This is a genomic window from Pseudoalteromonas sp. MEBiC 03485, assembly GCF_004195145.1.
Lineage (GTDB): Bacteria > Pseudomonadota > Gammaproteobacteria > Enterobacterales > Alteromonadaceae > Pseudoalteromonas > Pseudoalteromonas apostichopi.
Genome location: NZ_SGBT01000003.1, coordinates 70,776 through 88,478, shown reverse-complemented (window position 1 = coordinate 88,478; position 17,703 = coordinate 70,776). Strand labels below are relative to the sequence as shown.

The window sequence follows — 17,703 nt, the reverse complement described above, 5'->3', positions numbered from 1 at the left end:
TATAACAGGAGATATGAATGAATAGTCATGAAGCTGGGCACTGCGCGAGAGTTGCAGCGCTAAATAAAGTTATCAAAGCTAAAGAGGATAAAAATCCAGACTCGAAGCGTTTAAAGCAAGAGATAACAGGGTTAGAATCACGTATTGTGCATGCGGTAGGTGCAGAGCGGGAACAATTAAAAAAACAAAAAGTGTTGAAGGAAATTGAGCTCAAATCCAAATAGCAACCGTAATTATGTTACTGTGCAAACTAATACCAAGATAAAATTTGAAACTTATTTTTTTAGGATAAATTGATGTCAAACCATGCCCGCCTTGAGACTAGCGATTTTATATTTCATGGGGAAGATCTTTTAAGTGGTAACACGACTGTGCCAGTAATCGACGGTGAAAAGTCTCAAGTAGTATCAAAAGGAGACTCATCTATATTCTTTGGTATGGATAAATTCATTGTCGCTTTTATGTTAAAGCAGGGGGTTCATGAAGTTGAGTTAACACAAAGCGATATGGATAAAGTCGAATCATTCTCTATTGATTGGCGTGATGGTAACTCAAAAGTCGTATTAAGTGCTAACCACCTACCACTGAAAGGTGGGAAAGATGTTGTGCCAATTGTCGTTTATTCACCAAAGTACCCATTTGATAAAGATTGCGATCAATTCTGGGATTTTTACACCCCTAAATTAGCAGGGAAAGGTATTGTTTATATTTTGCTTACACCTGAAAGTCTCGAAGGTGATGAAAAAATTATTTACATCAATAGAGCGCTAAAAATGTACAAGTCAATTTCGGAAAATACACGTTTAGAATACAAACCATTCAACCCAGCTGAAATTGAAAATACACTTAATAAAGTGTCAGGAAGCAGCCAAAATAAATCCGGCTTTATAAGAAACATCTTTCGATTCTTAGGACGTTAGCTAACTCCCACGAAAACATTAGGGAGAATTAAGATACCTACCATAGAGAGAATTTGGCACTTTCCATATTCTCTCTATAGTAAATAATGCGCTAGCCCCAAATATATAAAATACCTCCAATAAATCATACCGTTAATGTTACAGGGTCTTTCCCTGAAATGTTTTTTTCTAATGGTACCTTAAATCAATAAACAGATTATTGATTGTATAGAGGTTCCAATGTTAGTTGACAGTCAGGCGCGTAAAGACGCACTCAATTTAGAAAGCAAAATTATCAAAGCACCGGCTGGTTCTGGCAAAACAGGCCTTCTTACCAATTACTACCTAAAACTTTTAAGCGTTGTGTCTCACCCGCGGGAAATTCAAGCGATGACATTTACGAACAAAGCGGCCAAAGAAATGGCCGAACGTATCCTGTTATCATTAAATCGAGCTAAGTCAGGCTACAAGCCATGTAATGACTTTGAGAAAGAAAACATTGAACTTTCGCTAGCCGCATTAAAAAACTCAGCTAAAAGAGGTTGGTGTATTGAAGAAAACATCAACATGCTTCAAATAAGCACAATAGACAGCTTCTGTAAAAAAATATTAATGCAAACCGCTGGGGAGCACGAAGGAACGCTGGCCACTCGAAATGTAAGTAACGATCCGCATCTTTTATATGAACAAGCGGTAACTGAATTACTTTACCTTCACACCGATGATAAATATGGTTCTGCAATAAGAAACCTGATTGCTCACTTTGGTAATAAAGTAAATCGCGTTGAAAAATTGCTAATAGAAATGCTAGAAACTAGAGAGCGCTGGATTCCGGTCTTGTTCATGCAAAAAACGCAGGTCAGAGAAGCATTAGAATCAAAACGAGCAAGTTTTATTGTTCACACATCACAGGAGTTTTTTGACTCGGTTAAAAGCTATGAGCCGAAATTACGCTCAACATTCAGATTACTCAATAACTCTGTCTGTAACCTATCTACGTTCTGTGAAAATGGATTCGATAATGATCTTCTTACTAATACAGACACATTTAAGGCGATTACAAAGCTCTTACTGACAGCTGCAGGGGCACCAAAGAAACGTTTCACAAAAAATGACGGTATACCCGCTGAGCTGTCAAAATCAGAGAAAGACAAGTTAACATCTGAACTGAAGGAGCTGGCGAACATTTGTGGCAACGACTTAGCTAAGCTAGCTGCAATACCAAGACCGGAATTTAAAGAAACCGAGTGGGCTTTACTAGAAGCAACGTTTAATGTGATGCCTTTAGCTTTGGCAAAGCTGGCGCTAACCTTTCAAAGTGCTGGCGAAGTTGATTTTACTGAAGTCGCTATGGGGGCGGTACGCGCTTTGAACTCTGAAAGCGGGGTAAGCACAGAGTCGGCCATCAATAAAAGCCAAACAATAAACCACATTTTAGTTGATGAGTTTCAGGACTCTAACGATACGCAGCTCGTGATGCTCGAACTCTTAATTGAAAGCTGGTCAGAAAACGATGGTAATACCCTATTCATCGTGGGTGACCCTATGCAATCGCTTTATGGGTTCCGTAATGCCAATGTGAATATTTTTATGAAAGCTCAATACGGTATTGGTAATGTCGCTCTAAATAACCTGCAACTTGAAACAAACTTCCGTTCAGTTAGTGGTGTTGTTGAGTGGGTAAACAGTGTTTTTGAAACGGCTTTCCCAAAAAATAATGACTTATTAAATGCAGCATGTAAATACACTAAAAGTGAAGCCATCAAGCTAGGTACCAATGAACAAAATGCAGTTGAGGTCCATGGCTTCTTAAATGATGATGACGGTGAAAATGAAGCTGCGTTTATTGCAGAGCAAGTAAAGGCCATTCAAAACAAGGAACCCAATGCAACCATTGCTATCCTTGGTCGCACTCGTTCAGCACTTAAACCTGTCCTTGCTGAGCTTGAGTCCCAAAACTTACAGGCAAAAGCTGTAAACGTTAATAAAATAAACAAAGAACCTCTGTGCATCACAGCAATAGCATTGGCGAGAATATTAATTGATGACCTCGATAAACTAGCTTGGTTAACCGTTCTAAATAGTGGGCTGGTGGGTTTGTCATTAGATGAAATTGAGGCAATCTTCAAAATTGATGAAGATCCGTATTTAGCCATTAATGACGATAAGGTTGATGAGATTTTGGTGGGTGATAGCTTAACCCGTTTCTGTAACTGCATGAAGGAGATAAACTTTGCGTTGGATGCCAAGCGAAACAAAAACTTCGGACTTGTATTAGAAGGACTTTGGCTAAAACTGAACGGCCCATCATTGGCGGAAACCACCACTGATACAGATAATGTAGCTATATTCTTCGATGTATTTATAGGCATGCAAAGTTATGACTTATCTTTGAGCTGGTTAGAAAGGCAATTAGACAACCTGTATTCAAAACCAAAAGCGTTTGTAGGTAGCGGTAAGCAGATAGAGTTAATGACAATTCATGGTTCTAAAGGTTTGGAGTTTGATTATGTGTTCATTCCAGGCATGCATAAGCGCGGACCAAATACACCTAGCCGCTTATTTTCATGGGGCAAAGTGGAGAATAGAGATTTAGGTGTGTTGGCCTGCAGTGAGGCTATTGGGATTAAAGGCGTAGATATCACTTATCATAACTATCTAAATAAGTTGAACACTATCAAGGAGCAGCATGAGCTTGTTAGGCTGATGTATGTAGCAGTGACTAGAGCAGTTAAACAGGCATTCCTGACAGGTAAAGCCTCATGTAAAAATGGTGAAATTAGTGCACCGGCTAAAAACTCGTTATTTTCAACCATTGGCTCTACATTTTATTCAGAAATTAATTTACATGATACCGGAACCAGTAAAGCCTGTAATAGCGCTATACAGCCAGTACGAAAAGTTATTGATGTCCAATTAGATGTGCAATTGCCACAACGAAATACATTAGCAGCATACAGAGGACAACAACGCACACAGTCATTACCAAATGGCATTGAATATGAAAGTAAGCTTTTACGCTGTGAGCAGGCAGTGCTTCAACAAGTGATAGAGCAAATAGGTAAAGATGGAATTGATAATTGGAATGCTAGAAAAGTGGATGAATACGCCATGGTCATTATGGCATCGCTAAAACAGCACTCGCTACCAAACAGTGAGCTCATACGCTCTGTAATTAACATCAAAAACGAAATAAAAGAACTACTGATATGTGATGTTTTTCGTTCGTTGAACAGCAGTCACGAACTTGACCATAACGAAATAGCTATCACGATTAAGAAAAATCGAGAGCTTAAGAATATCATCATTGATAAAGCGTTTGTTAACGACAGTGGTGTAGCGCATGTTATTGATTGGGAAAGTTCCAAAAAACCAACTGACCAAAATGATGAAACTTACATTGACTCTCAGAAAGCAAAGCATAAATTGACACTTGATCTTTATAGCAAAGCTTATCAAGAGTTAAGTGGGGCTAATCAGGCAACGCAGCTTGTATACTTCACTAAAAGTAAACAGTTAGAGCAGTGCGGTTAATCCGCACGGTTCAATGTATCTAGAAATTAATAGTAACACCAACCCAGGAAAATTCACTTGCTGGTGAGAACAATAAAAAATTAAAAGGCTACCTCATGAAATGGTTAATAGGAAAGCGCATAGCAATTGTTGAAATCAAGTCTGTGGATGTGAATGCAGCAATTATCAAAGGAAAAGTCGAAAACGTAAATGACATTGGTTTAAGTGTCTACCCAGATAAAGGTAGCGCTGTATCGCTGACTTGGGGTGCATAGAATGACTGCAAAATCATTCAGCTTACCGAATAACATGAACAAGTAATTACAGGTGAATTATGCTAGATGAACACATAGATGAATCCATAAAGAATGTGGGGGCAGAAGAAACAGCAGTAATTATAAGCCAAGCACTATGTTATATGGCCCAATCACTTAACGATGATTATGAGTTTAGCTGTGATTTGGGAAAGGTAACCGTAGAGCGGAAAAAATTGAATTCAACGACAAGCCAGAGTTTCTAAAGAGAAAGTAGGTGAGCTAGGGTGATGATATTACTTTTTCTATCCATAATTCTGATATTTCTTATTGGGTTTTGGACAAAAAAACACACGGCGCTAAAAGTAGTGCTAGGGCTCCCATTGCTGGCTGTTCTGGTACATCTAGTAGTACTGGTATTATTGAGAGATTAATGAAATGACACTTAAAAAATATGTAAAAGACAATGAAGCATACGGAGTATTAGGCGATCTAAAACAACAAGCAAGTTTCTCCTTGTCCGTGATAACAAGCTTAGAAAAGTTATTTGCACGAACAATAACCCAAACAAGCGTAGTAACTAAACCTGCTTTTGTTATTTATGATAGCAATGCGAAAAATGAAACGATCATGATTGATGGCAACTTGATTACGTTAACTCCGATAGAGCAAGGCGCTATCGGTATGCTTCGCTCTTCTACCACTCGCCAGCTAGACCATGTTTCTAGGCCAATCATTGAAAATGCCCAAGAGATATTTTCTACAGCATTCTATGAACAATTTTACATAAAGTATGATTGGCGCTTTGGGCCGATATACCAGGATTTTGCGACTGCAAGAGTAGCCGCTAGAAGCTAATTTGCTAAATATTCACTTTTTTAAAGAGTGACCGAAGGCAGTGTGATAATTTTAAAACAAAGGTAGTAGGGAATTTTTAATGGATACAAATTTAGAAAAAGTAGCACTTAAATCAGAAGTTGAGAAACATTTGGCTGAATCAAATGCATCATACTTTGCAATCAATGTAAGCAGTGCAAATCAGTTAGTTATTGATTACTTAAAGGATGAGCTAGCTTCAGATAATGTGAGAGTTGACGCCTTCGAGCAGTGTGGGACGTTACCGAGTTATTTTGGTGAAATACGAGACCAATTTAGTAGCTTTCAGGATGTTGAAATTATGCTGGTGTCGCATGATTTAGGCTGGCCTTTAATTGAATTAAGCCACTTAAGAATGGATGCCATAAAAGGCCTAGATGATCACGCTGCAATATATGCCAGCGAAAATACATTGTTGCATGGTAAGCCTTTTTATGACGAAGATGTGTTGTAAATATATTGCCTTGATAGCTCTATCACTTGCATCATCCAGCGTGATGGCTGGTGGGCACTGTATAGAGTTAGAGAAATACGTTACCACGGAGAAAAGGGCTCATTTCTCTTGTCAAAGCGAAACAGGTACATTTTTTGGTTATGATATAGCTGCTCAAAGGCCGTTATTAGCGGTGTACAACGTTTTAAAGAGGCCTTATTCGGAATACATCAGAAACCAAGGTGTTTATTCTGCTATAAGTGATTTACCTATTCAGCAACAAACTGATCCAAGAACGTATTTAAGACTTGGTCTAGACGTTGGCTATTTAGTGGCGCCTTACCTATTCTTAACTACAAGAAACCAATCGGTTAAAGCATTTACCGTTGCAAACGCATTTCCAATTGAAAAACATATTTGGCGTGGCGCCTACAACGCTGCATCGTTCAATGTAGATAAAATTGAACGTAAAATGTTTGATGATAAAGGTGATGTTGTTGCCATGTACGGACTTATCAATACTAATGGTGAGCCCAGTTCCGTATATAGAGTATATTACCAGCCACAATACCAACTCTCTATAGCATTTCTATTGCCACTTTCAACTGATGTGAACACAACCCCAAGCAATTTAATAACTTCTATTGACTGTATTGAGTCCCTTGCTGGTGTGGAGTTTCTTTCATTTTTAGATAAAAAAACTCAAGCTGATATCAAGAATAAAAAAGCTAGCAGCGTTGATGTGTGGGCGCGTAAGGATGGAAATGGAGAAATGGCAACATGCGAATAATACTTGCTGCAATTGTGCTTGTGAGTGCATCAAGCAACGCCAATCTATTTTTTAATACAATTGAGGCAGATGATGTTGAGGTTATAACACCATCTTCTCTTAGAGTAACAATAACAGAACGAAATGAGATTACTAATGGTGCTCTAACAGTACTGATTGATAATGTTGATTTTGGCCTTGCAAAAAATGCACGTTGCAGTACTTCAAAGTTAAAAGACTGCTCTCGACTGAATGAGCTGTTAAGTAAAAGCTCAGTGAAAATAAACCTTCATAGCTATAACTATCAAGATGAAGTTTTTCAAGGTGATGTGTTTGTTAATGGTGAAAACTTGAGTTATTACATGATTAAAAATGGTTGGTATCAGTTCGATTACAAACAATCAAGAAGCAAACATCTGATCCTTATGCAAAAAGAAGCGATGTGCAAAGGCTTAGGAATTTGGGCTATTTCATCACAAAAAATAGATGAAATGTGTAATTAATAATTATTTAAATTGAGTAAATTATAATGGAGAGTCTAAAAGCGTTATTTGTTGCATTTTTACTGGTGAAGAATAACCAGCAACAGAATCATATATATTTGTTAAGTGCGGATAATGACATACAAGAAAGGCAGGTAATGAGTTACATAGAGCAAGTTAAAGCTGATAGTGATTTCATGTTGATGGCCTTAGCAACAAAAATTGCGAGTATTGAAGGAGCTAAAGCTTCATTAAATGAATTATTAAGTCATATGAAAAGCTCTATTGAGCACTTAAATACCGAGCAATTAGATGGCTTGATAGGGTGATTTATGAGTGAGGGGTACTTCAACGAAACGCCAGAGCCAACAGATAAGCACGTAAGAAATTATTTGGAGTTGTTAGGTGCAATCATCAAAAGCAACCGCTTAAGCGAGTCTGATAAGCATGTAGGTATGGAGTACTATATAGACGCGAAATTAAGCCCATATTTCGGAAAATCAATAAGTAGAAAAACATTAGCTAAAGCTGAGTCTGGTAGTGCGTCTGTTGCGATAGGTATTCACGCAGCAATCATTGATGATATGGGCGTATGGCCTGAGATACTAAAGATTATGAGTGCTGGTAGAGTGTTAGATGCTAGATACATAACTCTCGTTCTTGAGCGATTAAAAGAAAAAGAAGTCGAGAATAAAAAAGCAAGACTAGCAAAATTACATAAAGAATTTTTTAATGAGATCGGTATATGAGCACAGAATTAATCAACGTAACCAGGTGGGTTAACAAAGAACAGCAATTTGTAGATGTTGGCACATTATTTCGGGATAGCTCAAGACCAAACAGTAAACCTCTCATTGGGTTTATGTATAATCAGGACTACCTAGATAGGTACCCTTCGTTAATGCCAGGCAGCATAGAGCAAGACAAAATTAAAACAGTGCTTTTAGGGCCTACTCCTGAACACTACTCAATACCGCATTATTTTAAGCAGTTTTTATGCAGCGAACGTAATAAAAGCGTGATCAATGCATTGGATGAAAATTTTAATAATTATGATCAGTTTCAGCAATTACAACATCTTACCAATTACAAAGGCTCATTTGGTGCTGTTCAGTTAAATTATGATAGCGAAACGCAGGCAAATAAATTACCGAATATTGATAATGCAATCACTCTGCTTGACAGAATTGAATCAGGTGATTTTTCGAACTTAAATAGTAATGATCTAAACGCAATGTATCACCCTAATTCAGGTGCACATTCAGTAAGTACATTTTTAGAAGTTGGTGACAATTATGTCCATTGTACGATTAGAAGTTGCGAATCTGAGCAAAAAATAAATGAAATGTTATTCGTTCAAAAAATGATGAAAGCTACGGGAATAGAACCTAACGTAGTTGTGAGAATTATGAAAGAAGACAATCGCTGCTATGTGGGGCAATTAACAGGTGAGCAAGTCGTAAATAAAAAAGAGGGTACAGCTCTTTTATATAACACAATACCGATTTCATCAATTATGGCTGAAGAAGGTGTGCTATCCCGTATTGAGGAAAACAACTTTGCTGAAATAAATAGAACTTTCACAAATTCATTAAAAGGGCAGGGTATTTCCGTTTTTAAGCGAGCCATGTTTACTCATCTTATGGGCCAAAAAGACCTTACAGATAGCACTTTTAAAGTTAAAGAACTTGGTAATGGTGATTGGGTAATAGCGCCTCAAGAGGTTTATAACATCGACTTAAATCCAAATAGACCATACAACATGGCTATTTCAGATACCTTGTCAGCATACACTGATATTAAATTTACAGACAACTTTGTAAGCATGGTTGCGCATAAGTTCAAATTGCCTGAAGATGAAATCAAAAAAGCAATTATAGATATAAGTCAAACGTTTCAGTATATACATGAAAACGCAATTAGCGCAGGAATGACTGTAACAGAAATTACTCCGCTGAAAAGGCATATAGATAATACAGGCCTTGCGGTTTACGCTAAGAAGCTAATAAGTAACGACCACACTGATGATCACAATCAAAATGGTCCTGATTTATCATGAAGTCAGTAATTATAATTTATTTGCTTTTAGCTAGCTCGTTCGCAATGGCAACTGATAAATTGCAAATAGCTGCAGATGATGCCAAGCGAGTGATGATGAAGAGAGAGCAGGAGCTAAGTCGCTTAGGTAATCAATTTAAAAGCATGAGAGTTGAAGTACCTGCCGTAGAAAATAAATCGCATGATTATATGGACTTTGGTAATAAAACGCTTCACTGCGCATCTGGGCTTTTTCCTTGGCCTTTAAAAAACCCCAATGTAGAGCGAAAGGACTGTGTCTATAAGCTTAATATTGCAGACGAAAATGACATAAAAAAGCTTTATGCAACATTCCAGAAAATGAAGCTGCAAGGATGGTCAATTGATAAACAAGAAGTGTATGAGCAGCATATTATCAATGACTATAAAATTCTCAATACGCAAAGGGTGAGATTTATTAAAGAACCAAAGTAGCAATTTCAGATAGACATTAAAAAATGTTTTGTTAATCAGAATGTAAAGTTAGTTATTCACAGAAAATGTGGATAAATCACTATGGTTACTTAAAATAAATACATTAATTAAGGAATGAATATGTCAAAAGAAATTTTTGAGTATGAAGATGCCCTTAACCAATTGGCAGTTTTAAATGCCGAGTTTTCTAACATACCTGGATATATAAGGGAAAAAACAGGAGAAGAACTTAGCATTCAGGAAGCAAAAAAAATATTTGGCCGTTTTACTCCAGACAACAAAAGCGCTATGGAAGCAAATAATAATGGAGGTGCTGGTGTAAATATTACTTTAGATGACGGCTCGGTGATCAACATACCAAACCAATTAGAGTTATTTTATAAAGTGAGCGAGTTTAACAAAAAAAATGGTGGTTTCTACGATCATGCCTTTATTGAACGACATTCACAAGAGAATTATTTTCGCTTAAACAGCCTAACGGAAAGAGTTGAAAATGCAAAAAAAGCATTGATTAATTCATATCCCTCGAATAACAGGAGTGCAGCGTATGCAAAAGCAAGAGAAATTGAAACAAGGTCAAGAGAACGCAATAAGGACGTTATTCAACCAAATTCACGCGCTACCAACGACAAAAAAGTAAACTATATTGGTAGAAAAAGTGGTTTTTTCTCTTTAAATGTACTCTTACCTAGTACAAACAAGGCTCCAGAAAGAACAAATGATTCAATTAATAATTACCTCAATAACATAAATCTTAAAAAATCTGAAAATAATTTTGCTTCAGCAAAAGAAATAACAAATGATATGAATAAACTGCTAGAACTTATTCAAGTGCATGACAAGAATGTTTGTTTGGAGCAGGTGGTAGAATTGGCCACAGATTTGACTTCAACCATTAAAAGATTTAATAAAACATACAATAGTGGCAATAAAAAGGTTGATGCTGAATTAGAAAAACAAAATGTTCTGTTAGATAAAATTATCTCTGCTTCAGAAACTGGCCTAAATAAAGCCTTTAAAGAAGTACTCGAAAATTTGCTATCTGAATTTAAGAAGGTATTTGAGCGAAAACAAAATGTAAGTCCAAATTTGAACTAAAGTGATTAGCCACACACATAGTAAACAATAAAACTTTTAGTTAGAACAAAATTTATAATGATATTTCACACTACAGCCCACCTAAGCCTGACACTAGACGTTATATATAGTGACCAAGTGTAAAAAACTACCTTAAAACTCAACAGTTTAAGTCCGATACTAACCAGTATCGGACTTATTGATGGTCGCTTAAGTTAGTAAAATAGCGATCTTTAAAGTGCCTTCCACAACCTTAAATAGCTAAAAAATCCACATAATTGAGCTGATTTAAGATTGAATTTTGAGCAAGTATGGGTGTTGGTAAAATACTGATCTGAATGATGGGCATAAACACGATTTAAATTTTAAAATATTCACTTTTCAGTATTAAAATGCATACCCACTGAGTAAACTTGTAGTGCAGTGTTTGTACTGCAATTTGCATAAATAAACCTTTAATAAACAAAGGGTGGTGGGTAATATCATCACCCTTTTTCCTCATTATTTACGAGTATTTTAAACTCATCATAAATTGGTAGTTAAATTATGAAATATTCAACTTTTTGTTTATTTCCTTGATTAATATCTTTACTCTAATTTATGTAGAGTATTAATACCTACAAGTTGCAAAATTGTCCCTCCTAAGACACAGCCGCCCTATGGGCGGCATTTCCTATCTCAGAATCCAGAAAACCCCTAACAGTCAAAAAATAATTACACATTGCGTTGAAAATTTTCAAAAATGATATAATAGATAGTGATAATCAAAGCAAAAGGAGCATTATCATGGAAAGTATTTTAGATTTTTTAGTATTTATCATCCCTATCCTTACAATTGTACCAGAAAGTGGTTCTATATCGTTGCAGGTATTACATTACGACTATACCATAAGCGTTATCGGGTTATCATTGGTTGCATCCCTTTATTTTTCTCTATACTTTTTAGTGAAGCATACGCTGATAGGCTACCCTCGCGAAGAATTAAATAGAGCAATTTATCTCTGCTTGGAAAAGCCTGCACGATATAAAACCTACGCAGCTCGGTGGTTTAAAGTTTCCCTTCTCTTGCTAACTATTTTTGCTAGTCTTCTGTCATTTGCGAAGAACCAGGTTTTTCTCGAAAATATTAAACAAGAGCAAATAGCACGCACGTTAGAAGACCGTCGACATTTGGATTTGCACAAACGCGTTGAGAAAATTGAAAGTGCCCTTCGGAAAGAAAAGTAGCTAAATTTTTGCTTATATCTATTACGCATGATAATTGTAGTTATCTTGCGCAATAGACATTCATGTCTTTTTACCCTAGTATGTCTTATAAGACATTTTCATAAAATTAAAAGCAGAGCCCAATCATGGCGGATAATTCAAAAATGAGGCAGGAGCAAAAACGACAGTCCCGCCTTCGAAATAACAAGACAACAATTCAAATAAGTATTTCTAACAAAGATAAAATCAAAAAAATACAAGCTGAACTTGGCTTTGATTCAATTGATGAGACTATCGATGAAATAGTCAGCGAATATAATTACGTACAGCAAAACCGTGAAGGCAACAAACATGATAGTGACTAGTAAATCAAATGAGTTACTGATCCAAACCGGTAAAAATGAAAGTTTAGAAAAGTATTTCAATGATATTTTTAAGCGCCTGCCAAAAAATACTCAAAGAGCATTCAATTCAACATATAGAAGCTATGCCTTTTTCTGCAGTGTGAACAATTTAGTTAGCTTTTCTGAATCGATGTCAGTCACAGAAGATAGCTTGAAAAAGTACGTGACATCAATGTGTGAATCACAGTTGTCCTTTAAAACTGTTAAAACTCGCATATCAATACTATCTAAATTAATCTCACTTGCAGAACTGAAAAATCCAATTAGAGAGTCAGAATACTTAAAAGATTTCATACGTTTAGAACTCCAAGAGTTTGATATTTATAATCGAGCCAAACAAGCGCCAGCGCTAAGGCTCGAAGATCTAGAAAAAATTAATAGCTCGGTTATTCCTGAAAACTTGTTAGACATTCGCGACTTAGCATTGATTAATGCAATGTTCGATGGTTTGTTGCGAGCTGATGATGTGGCAAGAGTACAAATTAAGCACGTTGATTTTAAGAAAAATCGACTGCTTGTTGAAAAATCAAAGAACGACCAAGCCGGTATTGGTTCATATCGTTACATCTCAGATGTAACCTTGTCTTATATTTCTGACTACTTAACTGAAGCCAATGAAGGAAAGGAAAAAAATGATCCTCGTTCTATAACAAAGGGGATTTTGTTTCGCGCTATCTCCCCAAAAGGCACTTCATTAAAAAATTACGATGAGAGTGTGACGCGAACTGGGTTAATGACAAAGCTAAACTACACTACAATATATAGAGCCATAAAAAGAATAGCTCAAAAGGCTGACGTTGATTTTGATATCAGTGGCCACAGTATGAGAGTTGGAGGGGCTGTATCATTAGCAGAAGATGGGCAAAGCATTCTTGATATCAAAAATGCAGGTGGCTGGAAATCCGATACACAGCCTGCCCGTTACATCGAACAAGCAAGGATTGAAAATGGGATGTCAGTTTTAGCGCGGAAAAATGGTAGATAACCTTACCTCATCAATGAATAGTCATAATATTAATATGGATATAAAAATAAATTTTATCTTTTTTTGTTAAGTTGGTGTAATATATATACCACTACTGTATATGGGCATGACTTATGACTACGAATTCTGAAATTTTATTCTCCATTGATGCCATGTTTTCATGTTTGAACGACGATGTATCGGTGGAATTAACTGTTCAAAATAATTTAACTGGTTTTTCTAAAGATGAGCAACGCACTCTTGTAGAGTTCATGCTATCACACTATGAATCTATTCCTGTCTTGAATATGGAACCGGCTACTTCAGCAGTTAGTGAAGAATTAAATGGCAAGACAGTTAGAATCGAGCTAACAAATGGTAGCGATGGTTTTGACCTTGATATAAACGGCCATGAACTGGTCATGCAAGGTGAGCACAAAGCTAATTGCGCAAAGGCACTACACAAAGCATTGCTTGAATTAGAAAGTCAATTTACAAAGCTAGCTTCATAAGTTTATCTGTACACGCCCTGCTATCGAATGCATAGGTGGGGCATATTTTTTTATTTGTTTCATCAAAACCCATCAACCATTTTTCTAATAATTTTTCCCCATTTTCATAAGCGCTCCGTAAGCCAGGTATGTTTTTAGCACTTAAACTAAGCGCTTGTTTTACTATGTCATAAAATTCATAAACATCACAAAGTTTATCTGACAACTGAACGTAAAAGATTTTACCCTCATGATTTATGCTAAATTCCATTTCGCAAATTATTCTAGTACCTGTCTTATCCGGTATCTTATCCGTATTTATTTCTAACCAAGTAATACCCAGAAAAGTTGATCCTTTCATTAAGTTAACAAGTACATCCACACAGACACCATTAATTATGTTATGAAACTTAGCTTCAAAGTTTGGAAAGTCTATAAAGCTGTAAGTCATTTAATTAGCCAAAATTTGAAGTTATCAGAATTTTATATAAAGATGACGACGCAACCCTAACCCTAAATTGCTAAATATTCACTTTCTTAACTTCTTAATGATGCTTAGTGATTAGAATGCTATTTTATCATACTGAACTTAAGAGAGAGCTACATGAGAGTAAGTACAACGGTTAAGGTTATAGATGTAGATGATTTGAGTGATGATCTTAGTCCTGACATGCCTTATGAGTGTGTCGCCAAACTAATGCAGGGCAGTATAGGTGCAGCCATGAATTGCGCGGAACTTCAAATCGGACCTTACGCTAAGCTCAAGCCCCTTTTCAATGTGCATAAACTAGACACTCATACTTTTAAATTTTTGACGTTCAGCTGTATCAAGGTTGGTGATGTATTTACGTGCGCAAATGATCCGGCAATTCAACACGCTAAAGATATTAAAGCCAACGTGAATAGACACAGCCTAGAAGCGCTATCACGGCAGATACATGTAGCAGTTTCTGAACCTTTGTTACATGAGCCATGGACACGACTAAGAACGTTTGAATCATACAAACATGAACTAACTGATTGCGATGGAAGTTTGATTCAGCGATACAGTCTGTGCACTTTAAAAAATGATTTAGAATCCAATGAAGTATTTTGTATTGATAGTGTAAACATTGATGAAAAGACCGTAAGCTTGAGTGCTCTCTCCCGCTGCCCCTACGATTTATATACTTTGACAGATAAACCGGTCAATGAAATTAAACTTTGCGATCTGCTTGATGAAGAACAGCGCTTATTTGACAGGCTCGCGAACCTGCGACCAGTCATAAAAGCCCTGGGTGAATGCCATCACATCGATCTAATTCACTACATCAGCAAACTCATAATTAAAGATAAATACACATTAAGCCAAGCCGCAGAGTGTATATGTAATCGAGTCCTGTCGCTTATTGGTACCAAGAAAACAAGTATAAATGCGAGTGTTCAATATACACCTCTTAGCGATGCTGAAATCAAGGCTCATATATGCAAAATGATAACAATTTCAGAATGCATCAACGCACTGGCGAGTTTGGGGTTACCAGATAACACCGAATGGTCTGAAATGCAAAACCACTATATGTTAGTAATTGAATCAGAACCACAGCTAGAAAGTATGTATAGAAATTTATTGCTCAATTAAATATGCGGGTAACAGAAATGAATATACTAACTTGTACAATATAACCCTCGACAATAAGAGCACAAAATAGAATGCAAATTCTGTTATGTAGAATGGTTGTTAGAAAAATTCCGATATTTTAAAAGCAACCATTCTGATAAATAGAACGAATTGACCTTTAACTTAAATCACAAGAACTTGGCAAAGAAAAGGATTTCGCCGCAACGTTGTGCTTATTCGGCAAGTCAAATATTACACCGGTCTGAGATTCTATGTAACTTACAGAAACAAGGTAATTATCCGCATTATTTTCTTTGGCCACATTACTGTTTGGCATTACCCACGCATTACGTTCGCCCGTTGGCTTTATGATGATTTTGTAAAGAAAATCTGGAGTTTCTACACCGTGAGAGTCGACAAAGTAATCATTTGATTTATCATCACCCCAAATCACACCGCCGTAGACAGTAATTGGTCCATTATCGCGATTGCACTCTATTAACTTGTCTGTGTGCCGCCACAAACCTTGACGATTCAAAGGTGCACTTTGCGGCACTATGTTTGAAAAAGCATTGGTGCTGTCACTCGCCTTTTTATCAAAGTCCATATGATTTGCCGGTACACCGTGACCACGGTCAAATTTCGGTGATTTTCGCGGGGTCTTATACGTGAAAGTACCATATTGCTGGCATTTTTTGGGAAGTCGAGTATCTTGGAAGAAACCACTTTTGCGTTTTACATTTCCAGTATCAGCCTGAGTCACATAAAAATAGTGCTCATACCCCCTTTTTTCACAATTGTAGAGAATTGAGTAATAACCATTATCCAATTCGATTAATGTACCTTGATGTGTAGGAAGGTTAGCCGATACACTTAATGGTAAAGCAAAGGCTGTTAATGCCAGTAATAGCTTCATATGAATGTTCCTTTTATGAATGTTTGAATGAGGCTGCTTTTATAGTAAAGCAGCTGAAACAAGCCTATGTGAAATAGAGAAAGTTTCAGCGATAGTCCCCGTAGCGCTAATTTCCAAATAGTCGCTGTTTTAAATTTTTATACTCAGACTTTAAGCATTCCTTGTATGTAATGAAGTCGTAAATACTTAATCTGTTTCTTGAAGGTTTCAGAGATAAGCGCTTACCGGAAAGCGTGGGGTTGATCAATGCATCGATGATATGGTCCACTTCTTCGCGACTATAAAACTCATACACGTTTGATACTGGTAATTCACCATTTTTAAAAGAAACCTTCAAAAACCCGACTTCAGATTGAGATGTGTAATGCTTTAATTGAAACACCAGGTGCGGATATCTTTTTTTAATGTCATCTATTCTTTGCTTGATATCTGTGTATTCAGTATCTATGAAGCGTTCTGTAATTGGCACATTGCGTAATGGTGAGATACCAGCGAACCTATCAGGGTTAAAGTGGGCCAGAAATCTAGCCAGTACACTTCTATGCTTCCCTTGAGAGATAAAATAATCATTACCCACTTTAATATAACTAAGATTATCATGCTGATCATTAAGGTAATACTCAGGACTTGCACGCAACTCATCTAAATTCGGTACTATACGTTTTAACCACTTACCTTCTAGACAATCACCCCAAGTAGCATCCCCATACATTTGATCAATACCCACGATTTTATCCATCGGAATATCACCCCTGTAGCAACGTTTCTCACTTGTGAGACAAATATTGTTTGAGTTTATATACTCTCCGTAATTGATAAGATTATCATGGCTGAACGGGGCCGGTGCTTGCTGGTTAAGGATCTGTAATTCTGTATTCATGCAATACCTTTTTTTGGTTTGATATTTATGCATTATCTTATCGGTGATTTACTCTTACAAAAAATGAACAGTTTCATATAAATCCCTTTTAAAACACTTAAAATTTGTTGACTATGGTACGTTATTTTGTGTACTTTTAAATTTGCCCTCAGTTATAAATTAAAAATGCTTATTTTTTCCATTATTTATCCTTTAAGGGCATTCCATCTGTGGAGACCCCCCCATCCAAGGGTCAGAAGCTTTGGACGATTTGGGTAGGTTCAATAATGTTATTGGACCTACTTCAAATTGCCATTTAGCTACTCTTGAAATTATGCCATAACAATCATAGCCACCATTTTTGCGGTCATTATGACAGCCTTCTGAATTAGTTCGTTCACTATGAGCAGCAGATGATATTGAAATCATGGATAACGATAAAAAATGAA

The 17,703-nt window shown here is 36.6% G+C and carries 21 protein-coding genes; 18 read left to right on the top strand and 3 right to left on the bottom strand.

Annotation, left to right across the window (positions count from 1 at the left end):
* The first annotated feature begins 17 nt into the window (after positions 1–17).
* From EVU92_RS20950 to EVU92_RS20875, 17 genes are all read left to right on the top strand, one after another.
* Entirely contained in the window at positions 18–224 is a 207-nt protein-coding gene (locus EVU92_RS20950) for a hypothetical protein (RefSeq protein ID WP_130053115.1), read from the top strand.
* Between the two features lie 72 nt (positions 225–296).
* Positions 297–920: a hypothetical protein gene (locus EVU92_RS20945; RefSeq protein WP_130053114.1), complete on the top strand. Its 624-nt coding sequence runs from the start codon at positions 297–299 to the stop codon at positions 918–920.
* A 219-nt stretch (positions 921–1,139) separates the two neighbouring features.
* On the top strand, positions 1,140–4,433 hold the full coding sequence (locus EVU92_RS20940; RefSeq protein WP_130053113.1) for a UvrD-helicase domain-containing protein: 3,294 nt from the start codon (positions 1,140–1,142) through the stop codon (positions 4,431–4,433).
* A gap of 95 nt (positions 4,434–4,528) precedes the next feature.
* Entirely contained in the window at positions 4,529–4,687 is a 159-nt protein-coding gene (locus EVU92_RS21660) for a hypothetical protein (protein ID WP_168990055.1), read from the top strand.
* A gap of 417 nt (positions 4,688–5,104) precedes the next feature.
* Positions 5,105–5,524, top strand: coding sequence for a hypothetical protein (locus EVU92_RS20935; RefSeq protein WP_130053112.1), 420 nt, complete (start codon positions 5,105–5,107; stop codon positions 5,522–5,524).
* Between the two features lie 79 nt (positions 5,525–5,603).
* Positions 5,604–5,996 carry a hypothetical protein gene (locus EVU92_RS20930; protein ID WP_130053111.1) on the top strand — a complete coding sequence of 131 codons (393 nt, stop codon included), beginning with the start codon at positions 5,604–5,606 and terminating at the stop codon, positions 5,994–5,996.
* Positions 5,977–6,765, top strand: a complete 789-nt coding sequence (locus tag EVU92_RS20925; RefSeq protein WP_130053110.1) for a hypothetical protein — start codon at positions 5,977–5,979, stop codon at positions 6,763–6,765. The genes EVU92_RS20930 and EVU92_RS20925 overlap by 20 nt, the downstream gene beginning before the upstream one ends.
* On the top strand, positions 6,756–7,247 hold the full coding sequence (locus EVU92_RS20920; protein ID WP_130053109.1) for a hypothetical protein: 492 nt from the start codon (positions 6,756–6,758) through the stop codon (positions 7,245–7,247). Before EVU92_RS20925 ends, EVU92_RS20920 begins: the two co-directional genes overlap by 10 nt.
* Positions 7,248–7,384: 137 nt before the next feature.
* Entirely contained in the window at positions 7,385–7,555 is a 171-nt protein-coding gene (locus EVU92_RS21655) for a hypothetical protein (protein WP_168990054.1), read from the top strand.
* A gap of 3 nt (positions 7,556–7,558) precedes the next feature.
* Complete coding sequence (locus tag EVU92_RS20910; protein ID WP_130053107.1) at positions 7,559–7,975, top strand: hypothetical protein; 417 nt, start codon at positions 7,559–7,561, stop codon at positions 7,973–7,975.
* Positions 7,972–9,285, top strand: a complete 1,314-nt coding sequence (locus EVU92_RS20905) for a hypothetical protein (protein ID WP_130053106.1) — start codon at positions 7,972–7,974, stop codon at positions 9,283–9,285. The genes EVU92_RS20910 and EVU92_RS20905 overlap by 4 nt, the downstream gene beginning before the upstream one ends.
* Before the next feature lie 44 nt (positions 9,286–9,329).
* A complete protein-coding gene (locus EVU92_RS20900; protein ID WP_130053105.1) occupies positions 9,330–9,737 on the top strand; it encodes a hypothetical protein in 408 nt (135 codons plus the stop codon).
* Between the two features lie 120 nt (positions 9,738–9,857).
* A complete protein-coding gene (locus EVU92_RS20895) occupies positions 9,858–10,835 on the top strand; it encodes a hypothetical protein (protein ID WP_130053104.1) in 978 nt (325 codons plus the stop codon).
* 765 nt (positions 10,836–11,600) lie between these two features.
* Positions 11,601–12,041, top strand: coding sequence for a hypothetical protein (locus tag EVU92_RS20890; RefSeq protein WP_130053103.1), 441 nt, complete (start codon positions 11,601–11,603; stop codon positions 12,039–12,041).
* 125 nt (positions 12,042–12,166) lie between these two features.
* The gene (locus EVU92_RS20885) at positions 12,167–12,385 is read left to right on the top strand and encodes a hypothetical protein (protein ID WP_130053102.1); all 219 of its coding nucleotides are present in this window, start codon (positions 12,167–12,169) and stop codon (positions 12,383–12,385) included.
* Positions 12,372–13,409, top strand: coding sequence for a tyrosine-type recombinase/integrase (locus EVU92_RS20880; RefSeq protein ID WP_130053101.1), 1,038 nt, complete (start codon positions 12,372–12,374; stop codon positions 13,407–13,409). Before EVU92_RS20885 ends, EVU92_RS20880 begins: the two co-directional genes overlap by 14 nt.
* A 113-nt stretch (positions 13,410–13,522) precedes the next feature.
* Positions 13,523–13,900 (top strand): hypothetical protein, encoded by a 378-nt coding sequence (locus tag EVU92_RS20875; protein WP_130053100.1) that lies wholly within the window; start codon positions 13,523–13,525, stop codon positions 13,898–13,900.
* Here the strand turns inward: EVU92_RS20875 and EVU92_RS20870 are convergent.
* Entirely contained in the window at positions 13,881–14,330 is a 450-nt protein-coding gene (locus tag EVU92_RS20870; RefSeq protein ID WP_130053099.1) for a hypothetical protein, read from the bottom strand. The two genes, EVU92_RS20875 and EVU92_RS20870, sit on opposite strands and share 20 nt — an antisense overlap.
* Positions 14,331–14,483: 153 nt before the next feature.
* Between EVU92_RS20870 and EVU92_RS20865 the strand changes: the two genes are divergently transcribed.
* Entirely contained in the window at positions 14,484–15,500 is a 1,017-nt protein-coding gene (locus EVU92_RS20865; protein ID WP_130053098.1) for a hypothetical protein, read from the top strand.
* 157 nt (positions 15,501–15,657) lie between these two features.
* Here the strand turns inward: EVU92_RS20865 and EVU92_RS20860 are convergent, their stop codons facing one another.
* Both EVU92_RS20860 and EVU92_RS20855 read right to left on the bottom strand, forming a co-directional pair.
* The gene (locus EVU92_RS20860; protein ID WP_130053097.1) at positions 15,658–16,395 is read right to left on the bottom strand and encodes a DNA/RNA non-specific endonuclease; all 738 of its coding nucleotides are present in this window, start codon (positions 16,393–16,395) and stop codon (positions 15,658–15,660) included.
* Positions 16,396–16,501: 106 nt separating this feature from the next.
* Positions 16,502–17,275 (bottom strand): hypothetical protein, encoded by a 774-nt coding sequence (locus tag EVU92_RS20855; RefSeq protein WP_130053096.1) that lies wholly within the window; start codon positions 17,273–17,275, stop codon positions 16,502–16,504.
* Positions 17,276–17,703 lie beyond the last annotated feature (428 nt).